The organism is Vibrio cionasavignyae, assembly GCF_050337155.1.
In the GTDB taxonomy this organism is placed as follows: domain Bacteria; phylum Pseudomonadota; class Gammaproteobacteria; order Enterobacterales; family Vibrionaceae; genus Vibrio; species Vibrio nomapromontoriensis.
This window is the reverse complement of sequence record NZ_JAKJSR010000016.1, coordinates 107,481-121,837: the sequence shown is the minus strand read 5'-3', so window position 1 is coordinate 121,837 and position 14,357 is coordinate 107,481. Positions and strand designations below refer to the sequence as shown.

At 44.6% G+C, this 14,357-nt stretch carries 12 protein-coding genes; 5 read left to right on the top strand and 7 right to left on the bottom strand.

Annotated features, from left to right (window positions below):
- Positions 1 to 698 precede the first annotated feature (698 nt).
- From rplY to radD, 5 genes are all read right to left on the bottom strand, one after another.
- Positions 699 to 977: a 50S ribosomal protein L25 gene (gene rplY, locus L4D74_RS13080; protein ID WP_265677090.1), complete on the bottom strand. Its 279-nt coding sequence runs from the start codon at positions 975 to 977 to the stop codon at positions 699 to 701.
- Between the two features lie 167 nt (positions 978 to 1,144).
- Positions 1,145 to 2,521 (bottom strand): ATP-binding protein, encoded by a 1,377-nt coding sequence (locus tag L4D74_RS13075; protein WP_428752511.1) that lies wholly within the window; start codon positions 2,519 to 2,521, stop codon positions 1,145 to 1,147.
- A complete protein-coding gene (locus L4D74_RS13070; protein ID WP_428752510.1) occupies positions 2,514 to 3,170 on the bottom strand; it encodes a response regulator transcription factor in 657 nt (218 codons plus the stop codon). Before L4D74_RS13070 ends, L4D74_RS13075 begins: the two co-directional genes overlap by 8 nt.
- A 35-nt stretch (positions 3,171 to 3,205) precedes the next feature.
- Positions 3,206 to 3,559 (bottom strand): PepSY domain-containing protein, encoded by a 354-nt coding sequence (locus tag L4D74_RS13065; protein WP_428752566.1) that lies wholly within the window; start codon positions 3,557 to 3,559, stop codon positions 3,206 to 3,208.
- A gap of 149 nt (positions 3,560 to 3,708) precedes the next feature.
- Positions 3,709 to 5,445 (bottom strand): DNA repair helicase RadD, encoded by a 1,737-nt coding sequence (radD, locus tag L4D74_RS13060; protein ID WP_428752509.1) that lies wholly within the window; start codon positions 5,443 to 5,445, stop codon positions 3,709 to 3,711.
- Positions 5,446 to 5,516: 71 nt separating this feature from the next.
- Here radD and rsuA point away from each other — a divergent pair, with 71 nt between their 5' ends.
- From rsuA to L4D74_RS13045, 3 genes are all read left to right on the top strand, one after another.
- Positions 5,517 to 6,215, top strand: coding sequence for a 16S rRNA pseudouridine(516) synthase RsuA (rsuA, locus tag L4D74_RS13055; RefSeq protein WP_428752508.1), 699 nt, complete (start codon positions 5,517 to 5,519; stop codon positions 6,213 to 6,215).
- Positions 6,216 to 6,489: 274 nt separating this feature from the next.
- Positions 6,490 to 7,695: a Bcr/CflA family multidrug efflux MFS transporter gene (locus tag L4D74_RS13050; protein ID WP_428752507.1), complete on the top strand. Its 1,206-nt coding sequence runs from the start codon at positions 6,490 to 6,492 to the stop codon at positions 7,693 to 7,695.
- On the top strand, positions 7,695 to 8,351 hold the full coding sequence (locus L4D74_RS13045; protein WP_428752506.1) for a DUF2913 family protein: 657 nt from the start codon (positions 7,695 to 7,697) through the stop codon (positions 8,349 to 8,351). The genes L4D74_RS13050 and L4D74_RS13045 overlap by 1 nt, the downstream gene beginning before the upstream one ends.
- 150 nt (positions 8,352 to 8,501) lie before the next feature.
- Here the strand turns inward: L4D74_RS13045 and L4D74_RS13040 are convergent, their stop codons facing one another.
- A complete protein-coding gene (locus L4D74_RS13040; protein WP_428752505.1) occupies positions 8,502 to 9,299 on the bottom strand; it encodes a Crp/Fnr family transcriptional regulator in 798 nt (265 codons plus the stop codon).
- Positions 9,300 to 9,416: 117 nt separating this feature from the next.
- Between L4D74_RS13040 and L4D74_RS13035 the strand changes: the two genes are divergently transcribed.
- Entirely contained in the window at positions 9,417 to 10,541 is a 1,125-nt protein-coding gene (locus L4D74_RS13035) for an OmpP1/FadL family transporter (RefSeq protein ID WP_428752504.1), read from the top strand.
- 161 nt (positions 10,542 to 10,702) lie between these two features.
- The gene (locus L4D74_RS13030; protein WP_428752565.1) at positions 10,703 to 11,386 is read left to right on the top strand and encodes a ShlB/FhaC/HecB family protein; all 684 of its coding nucleotides are present in this window, start codon (positions 10,703 to 10,705) and stop codon (positions 11,384 to 11,386) included.
- 118 nt (positions 11,387 to 11,504) lie between these two features.
- Here L4D74_RS13030 and L4D74_RS13025 read toward each other — a convergent pair whose 3' ends face one another.
- Positions 11,505 to 14,306 carry an Hsp70 family protein gene (locus tag L4D74_RS13025; RefSeq protein WP_428752503.1) on the bottom strand — a complete coding sequence of 934 codons (2,802 nt, stop codon included), beginning with the start codon at positions 14,304 to 14,306 and terminating at the stop codon, positions 11,505 to 11,507.
- Positions 14,307 to 14,357: the final 51 nt, after the last annotated feature.

Here is a 14,357-nt window from a genome sequence, read left to right as displayed (position 1 = left end):
TGGTTTATGGCGCTATTAAAACCGTTTCGTCTGACCTATGTTTGACATTTTTATTAAAAGAGGGTGACATTGACATTTATACAAGTAGACCAGTTTACGACTGGAGAGAGATAATGAGCTTTGGTCAATGCTCTAGGTGATTCGTAATAGAAGAAGTAATCCTAAAGTTAGGATTACTTAGAAATTCATAACTTGAAAATGTCCAGAACAGTTACAGATAGTACTTTCAAACTCGAAAGTGTCCAAAAACGTGCCAGTACCTAAACACAAGGTACAGGCAGTTATTTACCACCACAAAAGTAACCGTCAATCCTTTGAAAGAAGGGAATCTTCTTAAGCGTATTATCGGTAGTTCTTTTCTATTTAAAGCGAGTCATGTGTTTTGGAAGACCGTCGTTTTCAAGAGGATGACGACCGGAATAGAACAAACGCTATTTGGACCACAGTGACAAAGTGTTGGGTTACTTAAAGGCCAAGATTGGGGGAGGGCGTATAGGAGTGAATACAGGTCATGTGAGTACGGTATAAACGCTATGACTAATCGAAATGTTACTTGATTTTCTAAGCCCCAGAAACGGTGAAACCCCGATGTTGGTAGCATCGGGGTTTCGAATTTCTTTAGATTACTTAGTTGGTAAGACTGAGTATCTTTTTATGCAAAAGGCTGGATTTAATCCAACTAATTCCTTGGTAGGGAATTAGATGCGGATGAAGTCCATGTGCTCAACTTTTGGCTTGAACGCGTGACGTTGAACGTCTTGCGGCTTAACCTTAACTTCTGCGCCGTCAATCAATAGAGTGATTGCTTCGTAGAACTCAGGCTTGTCCATTTGGTTGATCACTTCATCGTGCGTAAGCGCGATAGAGATCGGTGCTGCTTCACCACCGTAGATGATTGCTGGGAATTTGCCAGCGTGACGTAGGCGGCGGCTCGCACCCTTACCTAGTTCAGTACGTACTACTGCTTCGAATTTCATAGTATTTACTCTCAAATAGTAAAATTAATAAATATCGTTCTAATCTTAGCGACCTAGTTAGAACATAGAACGCCTTGAAGTATCTTAAGATACTCTCAAAACGAGCGCGGATACTAACATCCAATAGTCATCTGAGCAATAGTTTGAAGCCAAGATTGACTGATTTTTTAGTCCTTTACGGCTTGTAGGGTAAGGGTTGCTTGTAAACCACCCAATTTGCTTGCAGAAAGTACTAATTCTCCCCGGTAACCATGTGCCATCTCGCTGACTATGTTAAGCCCCAAACCGGTGCCAGGTGTCGTTTCATCCAAGCGAACACCGCGTTTTATCACACTGCGACATTGTTCTTCTGGGATGCCGATACCGTCATCTTCGATGATGATCTGAATCATGTTGTCGCTTAACGTGGCTGAATGTACTCGAACCAGGCTCTTTCCCCACTTATAAGCATTTTCTATTAAGTTACCGAGCATTTCGTCTAAGTCGGTTTTCTCAACAGAAACGAATAGCTCAGTATCAAGTTCATTGATGAGAATGATCTCACGCTCAGCATAGACTTTATCGAATGCCAGAGAAATGGCATCAACGCGTTCACTGGGGTTTGATTTGACGGAGAGGATGTTCATTGCACCGGCCATGCGAGCACGTCCTAAATGATAATCTATCTGTGATTGAATTTGCAGTAATGCAGGGGCGAGTCTATCGCGGTCTTCTTCACTTAGATTGGCTTGTTCATTTTTAAGAATAGAAAGCGGCGTTTTTAGTGCGTGGGAGAGATTACCAGCATGATTACGGGCTCTGGCAAGTAGCTCTTGATAGTGAAAAATGAGCGCATTGAGGTCGTTGACGAGTGGGGCGATTTCTTTCGGGTACTGCTCATCTAACGACTGGCGTTCGCCATTTCTTAACATCTTAAGTTCTTTTTGCATTTTAGTTAGCGGTCGTAGAGACCAGCTAACTTGGGCAACGACAAGGCTAAGGATGCCGACGACCATAATACCCAATAGCACCCAAACTTGGTTGGTGAGAGCATGCAGCGCTTTATCGATGGGCGCTTCATCTTGTGCAATTAGTATAGTGACGCCGTCACTAATGTCGGGAAGGAAAATGGTCCGTTTAATGGTGACGAGCTTTTCGTCTTTGGCGCCGTAGTATGACGTGGTGTGAGCGCGTTCTTTTTCTGAGATGTTTTTATCCCAAAGTGAACGAGAGCGTAGTGTGTCGGAATCGGTGTTAATGCGCCAGTACAGCCCGCTGTAGGGTTGATTAAAACGTGGGTCGGAGAGGCGAGCCGTTAGCACGAGATTACCTTGTTTGTTGGTTTCAAGGTTGGCGGCTATTTCGTCCATGGAACGACCTAACTGAGTTTCTAAATCTTGAACCAAGTATTCTCTTACCAAGCCGGGAATCATAATACCCGCTGCAATCGTCATGACAGATAGCCACAATGTTGCGGCCAGTAGTAAGCGAGTTTTTAAGCTGAGTTTTTTAAACTCAGCTTTTATTGCCGAAGTACGGGTCGTTGATGCATCTGTGTTAGGCATTCAGTTGATACCCTAGTCCTCTTACCGTTTTAATGATTTTCGGTGATATTTTTTTACGAATTCGACCGATAAAAACTTCAACAGTATTGGAGTCACGATCAAAATCTTGTTTATAAATGTGCTCGACAAGCTCTGTTCGTGAGATGACTTTCTCTGCGTTGTGCATGAAATACGCAACGACTTTATATTCCAATGCCGTTAAGCTCACCGCTTGGCCTTGCCACATGACTTTAGACGAGCGAGTGTCGAGGCTAAGATCACCAATTTGCATGACGGGAGAGGCGTTTCCAGAAGCACGACGCAATTGCGCTCGAATACGGGCAATCAGCTCCACCATTTCGAATGGCTTGGTTAAGTAGTCATCGGCACCGGCGTTTAGGCCTTCAACACGTTGGCTTAATGTATCTCGGGCGCTAAGAATGACAACAGGCGTATTGATGTTTTCATCTCGGATGCCCTTAAGAACGGTGAGCCCATCAATTTTTGGTAGACCAAGGTCAAGAACGATGACATCCCACTCTTCTGATGTCGCACGATACAAAGCGTCAATGCCGTCTTGTGAGAGCTCCGGTACCCAGCCCGCACTTTCTAGCGTATTTATAATTTGCTCGCCCAACTTTGGGTCGTCTTCAACTACGAGAATTTTCATGAATAGCGTCTCTTATAATTTACAATAGTCGGTTATTATTTTTTGATGACTTGTTGAAGGTTATGGCCTTTTATTTCCATTAACTCAAGTGTTGTCGCGTTATATTCGACTTTGATAATATCTTGATTATGCATCAATTTTAGCTCATAAACCCATGCATCGTCGTCTTCTTCTAACTCTACTTTAATGACTCGTCCATTCAGGTCATTTTCTACGGTCGCGAACAGCTCAGAAAAAGGTTTGATTAAGCCTCTTTGAACGGCGTCAAATACCTCTTCTTGGTCCTCATCAAACTCGATATGTGCACCACCTGTTTCAACGTCTTGCACGAGTTCATGACCATTGGGTGAGTCTGAAAGGAATGCAGCATGAGTGGTAATAGGAGCCATCCAAAATAAAGAAAGCGCGAATACAGGCAATAAAGATGTCGAAAATCGTCGGTTTCGTTGAACGTGCATGACTCTCACCTATGATTGGGGTTAATGGTTACTCTACCGCAAAGTATAGAGTTTTCAATATGAATAGAAGCTGAATACCGTTACTTCAATTCGTCCGAAAAAATCTTATCGCGTAACTTCCAAAAACGGCCACTTTTTCGTGCAATTATGAAGGTCGGTAGACGAAATCGATGTTGATTATTAACGATTTTTGTTGGTGATGTGGCATCAAATTCGCGGTGTTTATCTGCGAGATGCGGTCGTACAAACTTCGCCAAAAATAAGGCTTTTTGTTTTTTGGTATTGAGGGGCCAGAATTCGCTCACTTGGGCATCATTTTCGCCAATGTAGGCAATTCGTAGGCTGTTTTTTCCTTTGTCATCTTTATGAACAGACAACTGCATGTCGACACATTCAAATACCAATGCATCTTTAAGGCTGAGCGCCTCTTTTAATTTCTTGTCGGGATCAACGAGTGTGGCATCGCATTCATGACAAATTCGCGCTGCAATGTCGTTGTCAGCGCCACATTCATTGCAATACTTAGCTCTAAAGCGATAGTTGCAGTGTTCGCGTTCTTTGGTTTCTTCATCGGTGAAGTAGCCTTGGCATTTACGGCCAAAATGCTCCAACAAGAAGCCGTTAGCATCTAGCTTGCCCCAGAAGTTGTTGTTAAAACCACAGGCAGGGCACGGAATGGTAATGATCTCAGAGTCGCTATCGGGTTTAGGGTTGCCAATTTCTGGTTGATATAAATCGTAGGTATTGCCAGCATAATCTAAAACTAAACACTCGGTTTTTCCTTCAGAGAGCCTTAGCCCGCGACCAACAATTTGTTGATATAAACCGACAGATTCGGTTGGTCTTAGAATCGCAATGAGGTCAACATGGGGAGCATCGAAGCCCGTTGTTAACACAGAAACATTCACCAAATATTTAAGCCGTTTTTCTTTGAAGTCATTGATGATGCTGTCTCGCTCCGGAGTTGGCGTATCACCAATCACAATTTGGCTGCATTGTTCAGGTAGAAGCGATAGGATTTCTTGCGCATGACGAACTGTAGCGGCAAAGATCATGATGCCTTGCTTATCTTCACTGTAACGAATAATTTGCTCGATAATTTGTGGCGTCGCGCGTTTAGATTGTTCGATAACTAAGTCGAGTTCCGATTCTTTATATTTCCCCATGCTCGTAGGCTTGAGTTGTGAAAAGTCGTAACTTAACACGGGCGCGTCAATGAGTTTGGCGGGCGTTAAAAAGCCTTCATCAAGCAAGTACTGGATAGGTAGTTCGAATATACAATCTTTAAAGAAACGTGGCTCCTCGCTACGCACTAAGCCTTTGGTATGGTATTGATAAATCCAGCCCACGCCGAGTCGATAGGGGGTGGCGGTAAGCCCTAGAATTTTAATGCCGGGATTAATTTCACTTAAATGCGTAATGACTTTTTGGTAGCTAGAGGTTTTCACCTCAGGTACCCGGTGGCATTCATCAATGACTAATAGCGAGAATTGGTTGGCGAAGTGTTCAAGGTTTCGCACAACGGATTGAACGGAAGCAAACACCACTTGTTCCGAGGTTTCTTTTCGTCCCAATCCGGCAGAAAAAATGGAGCCAGTTAGTCCATAGCCTTCATATTTCGCGTGATTTTGTTCCACTAACTCTTTAACGTGCGCCAGCACCAATACACGCCCACGAGCTAATCGAGCTAGATCGGCGATAACGAGGCTTTTTCCGGCTCCTGTGGGTAAGACAATGACCGCTGGCGTATCGTTTTTGCGAAAATAATGCACGACCGCTTTTACGGAGTCGGCTTGATATGGACGAAGTGTGTACATATGAGTGAGTTTGACTCTACATCTGAATGAAAAGCCCATATAATAGCGAACTTAATCAGATTGAGGTATTCATGCGTTTAGATAAATTTTTGTGTGATTCGTTAGGTGTCACCCGTAGAGAAGCAACCATCCTTTTACGAAAAGGGGAAGTGACGGTTAACGGCGAAATCAAAAAGAGTGGTTCCGTTAAGGTTAGCGAGCAGTGCTGCGTAGAATGGCAAGAGCGTGAAATCACGGTTAAAGGCCCTCGTTACATTATGCTCTACAAGCCTGAAGGGTTTGTGTGTTCTCATGAAGATGGATCCAATCAAACGGCATTTGAGCTGCTTGATGAAATTAAAATGGACGCGCTACATTTTGCTGGGCGTTTAGATGTGGATACCACCGGCCTTGTTTTGATCACCGATGATGGTCAATGGTCACATAGAATTACTTCACCAAAGCATAAATGCGAAAAAACCTATCGCGTGTGGCTTGATGAGCCAGTTGAAGAGGATTATGTCGAGAAATTTAAAGAAGGCATTCAGCTTCGCAGTGAAAAAGGACTAACGTTACCTGCTCACTTAGAAGTGAGAGCAGAAAAAGAAGTGCTGCTAACTATTCATGAAGGTAAATATCATCAAGTGAAGCGTATGTTTGCTGCGCTTGGCAATAAAGTAGAAGCCCTGCACCGTGAACGAATTGGTGAAATTGAGCTGGATGAAGAGTTAGAGCTTGGTGAGTATCGTTACCTAACTCAAGAAGAAGTGGACTCAATCTGGAAAAAGTAATAAAACACAAAGCATTATCGCTACAGTGAATCCATCCTTCCTGTCACTGTAGTATTGGTAAATTGTCATGTGAGTAATAAGTGTTATGCCTTTTCATCAGCATGACACTTATTCTATTGTTAGTGTCTGTATATTATTGCTTTGGGCATAGCCTCTTGGGTAATCCTCTTTCGCAGATAACGGTAAATGGTTAACTCAATTCGGAGTGATTGAGTTTTAGAGTGCATTTGAATGCAAGGATTGCAGGATAATAGCGCTATAACCTAGGAGCTACATGAGTTCTGAATCACGAACGCAACCCGACATACCCAAATTAGGTTTATTACTATTTCTAGTGCTTGGGGCAATCGGTGCGTTAACCCCGCTCGCCATCGATATGTATCTACCTGCGATGCCAACCATTGCCAAAGATTTTGGCGTTAATGCTGGTGCAGTACAAATCACGCTAACGGTCTACACCGCCGGTTTTGCCCTTGGTCAGCTTTTACATGGTCCACTCGCCGACAGTTTTGGTCGTAGACCGATTTTGCTGTTTGGCGTGTTCTTTTTTGGTATTGCTTCTGCGGTGAGCGCGACAACAACGAGTATCGAGTCGCTGACGTTAGTGCGAACGGCGCAAGGCTTTGCTGGTGCCGCTGCTGCCGTTATTATTCAAGCCATTGTTAGAGACATGTTCGACAAAGAAGACTTTGCTCGCACTATGTCGTTTGTCACATTGGTGATTACCTTAGCGCCGTTAGTCGCGCCAATGATTGGTGGACATTTAGCGATTTGGTTTGGCTGGCGCTCGATCTTTTGGTTGCTAACGGCATTCTCGGTCGTCGTTATTGCTGCGGTACTATGGAAAATCCCAGAAACGCTAGCACCGGAAAATCGCCAACCGTTACGATTTAGAACTACCATTAGAAATTATGCCCGTTTATGCAAAAATCCAGTCGCCATGGGCTTAATGTTTTCTGGTGCATTTTCATTTGCTGGTATGTTTGCATTTTTAACCGCAGGCTCCTTCGTTTACATCGATATCTACGGAGTCACACCTGATCAATTTGGCTATTTGTTTGGTTTGAACATCGTGACCATGATTATCATGACCAGCATCAATGGTCGTTTGGTTAAAAAGGTCGGGCTACATGGCATGCTAAAGTTTGGTCTGAGCGTGCAACTGTTTGCCGGACTAGGACTGTTAGCAAGTGGCTTTTTAGATTTGGGTATCTGGGGAATTGTGCCATTTGTGATGCTATTTATTGGGACGTTGTCTACGATTGGTAGTAACTCGATGGGGCTGTTGCTTAGCGGCTACCCAACAATGGCAGGCACCGCTTCTTCGTTAGCAGGAACATTGAGATTTGGCACGGGTTCGGTGGTAGGCGCAATTGTCGCAATGCTCCCCGCAGGAACAATTTGGCCAATGATTGTATTAATGACTATTTGTTCGGTATTATCCGCCGGCTTATATTGGACACTAGGAAAAAAAGCATAATGTCTGAGTATTATTCAGAAATTCAAAACGTGGTAAACAGTGCACTTGAAGAACTAAGTCAAGGGCATCAAAGTGGAAAGGTGATTGATTCACCAACGTCAAACAACCTGTTTTTACTACGTTGGGTAACGAAAAGTATTAAATCGCAGCGTTTTCATAAAGTGGTTGCGCCAGATATCATCCGATGGCAAAAAATGGGGCGCTCTAAAGGCAACAATGCCATGCTAGAGTCGACGTTCCGTCGTATTGCTGCCTATTACAATGAATTCTTTGGCGCCGAAACCAAAGTTGTCACTGATGCGATGATTGAAACGTTCTTAGAGCAAATGGAGCAGGCGGATTGGGGCGTCACTACATCAGAAATCCTAACGGATGGAAGTAAGGTGCAATTCTTTACCGACGGTCAAAATTCATTTGCTTTGTGTGCAAACCAGTGTGATGACTGCTTTGATGGTGAGAAATTAGTCAAACCAATGAGCTGGTTTGTTCGTGGCAACCATGCCGAGTTTATTACGAAAGCGTATGAAGCTGGCTTTATGCTGCACAAACGTACCGATTACAAATCCAAGGTTAAATACCATGGCGAATACTTGGTGTATCCAATGAACCAAGGGCCTCAATTGGTTGAGATCCCGCTGTCTTTTGTCGCTAAATAATACAGCGCTCTCTAGCCAATCTACTGTGAATAACAAAGGCCTAGCGGTTTCGCTAGGCCTTTGTTGTAAATGGCATCAGAATTACCGCTAACCATTGCTACTGCGCCGCTGTGCGAATCCTCACTTGTATGTGAAGGGCAAGGCAGAGTATTAAGCAACCAGGCGATAACCAATATCAATTTTGGTCACTTGTTTTGCCACGATGGCTTGACTGATATGTCGCCCTACGGTGTTACGAGACATATTCAGCAATGATGCTAGTGTGCTGATGTTTAATGGAACCGTGCCATCACTAGTTACCTCTGTAATGGCTTGCATGGCAAGCTGGATTTTTAATTGTGCGTTCTTTTCCCCGCGAAGCCGAAATAGCGTTAAACAAAATCGTTGTTTTTTCGCTAATGATAGATTAAGCATTTTTGAAAACTCGCAGCACGTCTCTAATAGTGCTTCGACCACAGGAAAAGGCAGTGTTAAGGCTTTGCAGTCCGTCATCGCTTGAATGTCAGATTGAGTGCTTTGCCCCAAGATAAGAGGAACATCATTAACCACAATACCCGGAGTAATTAGGTTGTAACTTAGCGTCGTTCCCTCGTCTATGGTAGGACAGAACCCAAGCACGCCACGTAAGGGAATAACAATCTCGTCAGTTGGCTGATCCTGAAAACACAAAAACTTACCTTTCGGAATAGTCACCACTTTACCTTTATCCAACAGTTTATCTGCTAATGATGATGTGATGTGATAGTGACATTGAAGGGCATGCTGAACGTTCATTAACGGCCTCTGATCTGGTCTTTGCTCTTGCCCTTTATCTAGAGGAGGTGGATAGCTAGATAGGGCAGGTGTTGAGTCATTATAATCCGCTACGACGGTGAGATGTATTGGGTTTGGGTTATATGAAATATAACCACGGCTTATGTGTCTTGGCGCCCAATTGAACTTGATCACACGAAAATAAACGTTTTGCTGATTTTCGAGCTATTTGGTTACATTGCACTAAGAGTGCAAAGTGGTAAGGGGCTTTTGGCTAGGATGGGCACAATTTAATTAATTGAGTCCCCATCGATGAAAAAAAACAATTTAGCCATCGCGTTACTCGCTGTATTTTCCTCTTCTTCATTTGCAGGGGGCATCTTGCTTCATGAAGTGGCGACGTTTGATAGTGTCTCTTCTGCCGGAGTGGGTAACGCTTCCAACCGTATTGATGCCAGCGCCGCCATTACAAGCCCTGCGGGCTTAACGGCGATAACAGATTCAAGCTTGTCTGTGGGTGCTCAATATTTGGATGCCTACACAGAGCACAATGGAAAAAATGAGTTCGATGAGTCCCTTTCTAGCAATGGCAAAACTCGCTCTTTGGTCCCGAGCCTAGCGTACGCACAACGTGTCAATGACAGCTGGGTACTTGGTGCCTCTCTTCATGGCGATGGCGGTCTGGGTATGGATTACAGTGGCGGACTAATTGGCTATGAACAGATTAATTCCATCTCACAAGAGGCGCTAAATCTACACCTTTCTGCAGGCTACCAAGCTAGCGACAATTTGTCTTTAGGTGGGGCGGTGGTGGTTCAGCATTTGATGACCTCTATCGACTCTACTGCTAATGCACACATTGACAATGAAGGCAACTCTACCGCCGCAAGCTTTATGTTATCTGCCATGTACGATCTGTCTGAGTCGACTTTCTTGTCCGTCAACTATAAGCACCGTGTTAAGCATGATTTGAGTGATATTGGTATTTCTGGAACAGAGATGCGATTAGATTCAGCAACGTGGCCCTCGCGATTTGACTTAGGTGTACAGCACAAAATTTCTGAACAACTGACGTTTAAAGCCATGACTGGCGTAGAGCTATGGTCTGACTTTGATGATAAAGCCAATGATGTGTACAGCGTAGGTACTGCGTTAGAGTATTCTCAAAGTGACTGGACCTACCAAGCGGGTGTGCGTTACGACTCGAAAATGTATGACGTTGAAAACATGACGCCAGCTTTGCCGATAGGCGCCAATTGGTCATTAGGTCTTGGAGCGGAGAAAACTCGTTCAAACGGAGACCGTATTGGTATTGCCTACCAATATCGCCATATGGGTACGCAAGATGTTAATTATAGCGCGGAAAGTTTGGATTATTTTTCAGGCAGTGTAGATACCAATCGAATTCACGTTATTAGCGTCAGTTACGCGTACTAGTCGATAAAGAACTGTAGACAGGATTCAAGAGCGAATCTGTTAACGGTTGAGCCCTTCACTGAGTGAAGGGCATTTTTGTTTTTACGCCAAGGTATATGAGAAAGAAATCTGTAATGAGAAAAAAATTAGCGCTCCATTATGTTACATTTGCGCTCCGTTATATGCTTAAAACTGTCGGATTTGGCGTGGTGTTCGCGTTGCTGGTGGCAAGCGGTGTATCTGCAGATGAAAAACACCATGAAGATCCGACCAAAATTGTCACCAAAGTTGGGGCGGGGTATTCAGACTCTTCGTTTGTTTCTGGTTCCATTGGTTTAGATGACGCGAGAATGCTTAATGCTCGCTATAACGAAACCGGTGAGTGGAGATTGGGTGGATCGTGGCTATTTGAGTTAGGTATCGTCAATTTTAACTTCAGCCGTACCGACTATGAGCACGAGAGTTATAGAAATAATTACAGTATAGGGACATACATACCGCTGAGTTATTTTGATATCGCACCCGCGGGTTGGATGCTTTTTCCTATGGCCGGTTATAGCTATAACGATGGGGAAATGGCGGTGCCGTCAGAAGAGGTTGAAAATGAATTTGTGCTGATGCGTAGCCAAACACATGGCGCATACTTAGGGATGTTTGGTGTTCGTCCTATTGAGGACACTGATTGGAGTGTACTGAGCTTTGCTGGTGGTTCGATAGGTTCAAACAATTATCGCAGTTACTGGGGCGGACTGGGACTCAGTTATAAGCTCAGTCGCCATACCTCGTTTAACTGCTTTGGCGTGTTAGCCGAAGACGATTATGGCACCAATAATAAACTTGCAGGGTCAGTGAGTTACGAGTTTTAGTGAGTGAAAAGAACGGCGGCTTATGACGAGTAGTCAAAGCCGCTGTTTTTTCTATTTCTACTTATTGATTTTAGTGCTTATTGAACGTTCTTTTTAGTGAACTTAGTGCTTATTGGCGTTACTGCTTAATGAGTTGCAGTCCAACGGGTAGTGCGTCACCGAATACTCGTTTGGAATCGGATTCAGACAATGTTTGAACCTCAGAAACTAGCGACAACCAGCTATCTGGTGCTTTACTTTGGCGAAGCTTGGTTAATACTTGTTCGCGATAGTCATCTGCGATGTCGAGCGAGCGATCGCCAGTTTTACGGCACATTAAAACACAAGCAAAACCAATCATTGACTCTTTCGACCAATCAAGCGCAAGCAATTTAGGTAACCATTGTTCAACCTGCTCTCTGGCGATTACATTGTGCTGGCTGCCATAGAGAGGCGTACGCGACCCCAAGCGACCCAATGCCCAACAGTGAGCTTGCAAGAACTGTGGTTGGTTAATTATCTTGCTTAAATACCAACTCGCTAACAACACTTTGTCATCGACATAGAGGTTTTCTAAACTAGCGGATAGGCGAACCATGGCTTCATAGCCCTTATCCTTAGCAGTTTGGAACAACTTGGCATTTTTCATGGCTCCGGGGTGGAGGTATTTCGCTATATCGCTAAGGATGACTTCTTGCTGTTCTTCATTCAGTCCACCTGAAACGCGGCGCCAAAAGACCCACCAATCACTCCAGCCTTGGTTATTTTGGAATTGGATCCCTTGTTGATAAACGCCCCATAGCTGCTCCATGCGCCAAGAGTCTGTCGCGTCCCCAAAGCCGGGGCGCATACAAAAACCCGTTAGACGTAACCAGTTTTTCTCATGTTGTTCAGAGCGGCGACGACGCTTACGACCAAGCGTAAAGGTATCGACTAGTGAACGAAGAGAGTGGAAGTCCCACGCTTCTTTTTTTCCCAGTTTCTTTTCTAGTTCTTTACCTAGCGTTTTGATTTCGTTGGTGTCAGCACTATTTTTATTGCCACTGTAGAGTCGAGAAATCAGCGCTTGAGAAGTTTCTAACCCCGGGTGAGCATTGACTTGCTCCTGATCGGCTTGCTTGTTGCGCACTTCAAACTCAAGCTCCCAGCGCTGTTGTTCATCGCTGATGCTGACACACTCAACTTTAAGCGTCCCTACTTCTGTGAGTTGGCAGGCAAGCTGAACTTCAACCCGCTGTTTTTGGTTTTCTGCAAGAGTGACATTGTCACCCTGTAACGTATTGATGTAGGGCGGAAGCGGTGAAAACTGGTCAGGGTCAATGTTAACCAATATACCGTTTTGGACTTTTTGATGTTGTCCAAAGAAATCATGGGTTGAGGTTAACAGGTTAAACCTTACCGGTTCTCCCAAGGTCAAAGAGAATCGGCGACCAGAAAGACGAATTTCTTGTCCTTCATCGGTGCCTTTAGCGAGCAAACACAGCGCTTGTCCAGATTTGTTTTTCTCTTGTAAATGTAGGAAGTAGGAACGGGCACTACCGCCGCCAATTTTGAGCTGAGCGCCACGGCGTGCTTTTGCAAAGGCAACGGCGCCTAAGGCAACTGACCAATCTGGATGCGGGTTATTGAGTAGGGTAACAGGCGCGCCTTTCCAACCTTCGATAAGGTTAACAAGACGTTTGGTGATCAACGGGCTGTTGAACACACCACCATTCAATAAAATCCCGACAGGTATAGCGGGTTCACTGCCGTCGTTTAAGGCTTCTTTTGCCACCTCTTGATGCAGGTGCAAGAATTCTGAAACGTGCTTACTAACTGCAGGATCTGCAACGTAAGGTAGGCCAAATTCAACCACAGCACTGCGCTTTTTATCGGGAAGGTCGCCAAATTCAGTTGTCGGGAAAAAACCATCTAAGGCAATTTGATGCACCTCTTGCTGACTAATTGACACGCTTTTTGTGCCACCAATCAGACGTGAGCCGCTGCCGAGCATGGTAATTTTCATCTCGTCAGGCGCAGAGTCAGATAGTAAGGTTTCTTTGGCTTTACGGGTTTGTTGAATGAGCTTGGTTAAACTTGCCGCATTGAGTTTTTTACTCTGATTGAATCGTTGCTCTGCCATATGGGCGAGGGCGAGGTCAAGATTGTCTCCCCCCAGCATTAGGTGTTCGCCAACGCCAATCCTGTTAAGTTGTAGATTGTCATCCTCATCATGTTTAGCTTCAATGAGGCTTAAATCGGTGGTACCCCCACCTACGTCGCAGACTAGCATCAGTGGTATTTGTGCTAACTCTTGGGATGCGGTGTCTTTATGTCTCGAATACCAGTCGTAACAAACGGCTTGAGGCTCTTCGAGTAAGTGAACTCGTGGCAGGCCCGCACGTTTTGCCGCTTCTAAGGTGAGCTTTCGCGCAGTTTCATCGAACGAAGCAGGGACGGTGATGACGACATCTTGATCTTCTAATTTATTGTAGTGATGACGATGGTTCCATGCTTGACGAATGTGGTTGAGGTAACTCGCGCTGGCAATAACCGGCGAGACTTTTTCCACATCTGGTGCGCCTGCCCAAGGTAAAATATCGTCTTCGCGGTCAACGCCTTGATGTGACAGCCAGCTCTTAGCGCTGGAAACTTGGCGTCCCTCGACTTTAGCGCCAAGTTCACGTGCCCATTCACCAATGATGACTTTAGTAAGGTCACCAGAAATGGGTGAGTGTTCCCAAGGAAGCGTTAAATCGGCATCAGATATTTGTTGTGATGCAGGATGATAGCGAAAAGATGGCAGTAGTGGTTTTCTCACTACCTCTCCGGGTCCCACAAGTTGATCAATTTCAAACAATTCTACTGGGGCGTTGGAGAGGTCATCTTGAATTTCACAAAATGCGACAACGGTATTGGTTGTACCTAAATCGATACCGACTAAATATTGAGAAGAGGCCATGATACGCTCCAATCAGGTAAGGAGAAGAGACAAACGGCACTAAAAAGTGCC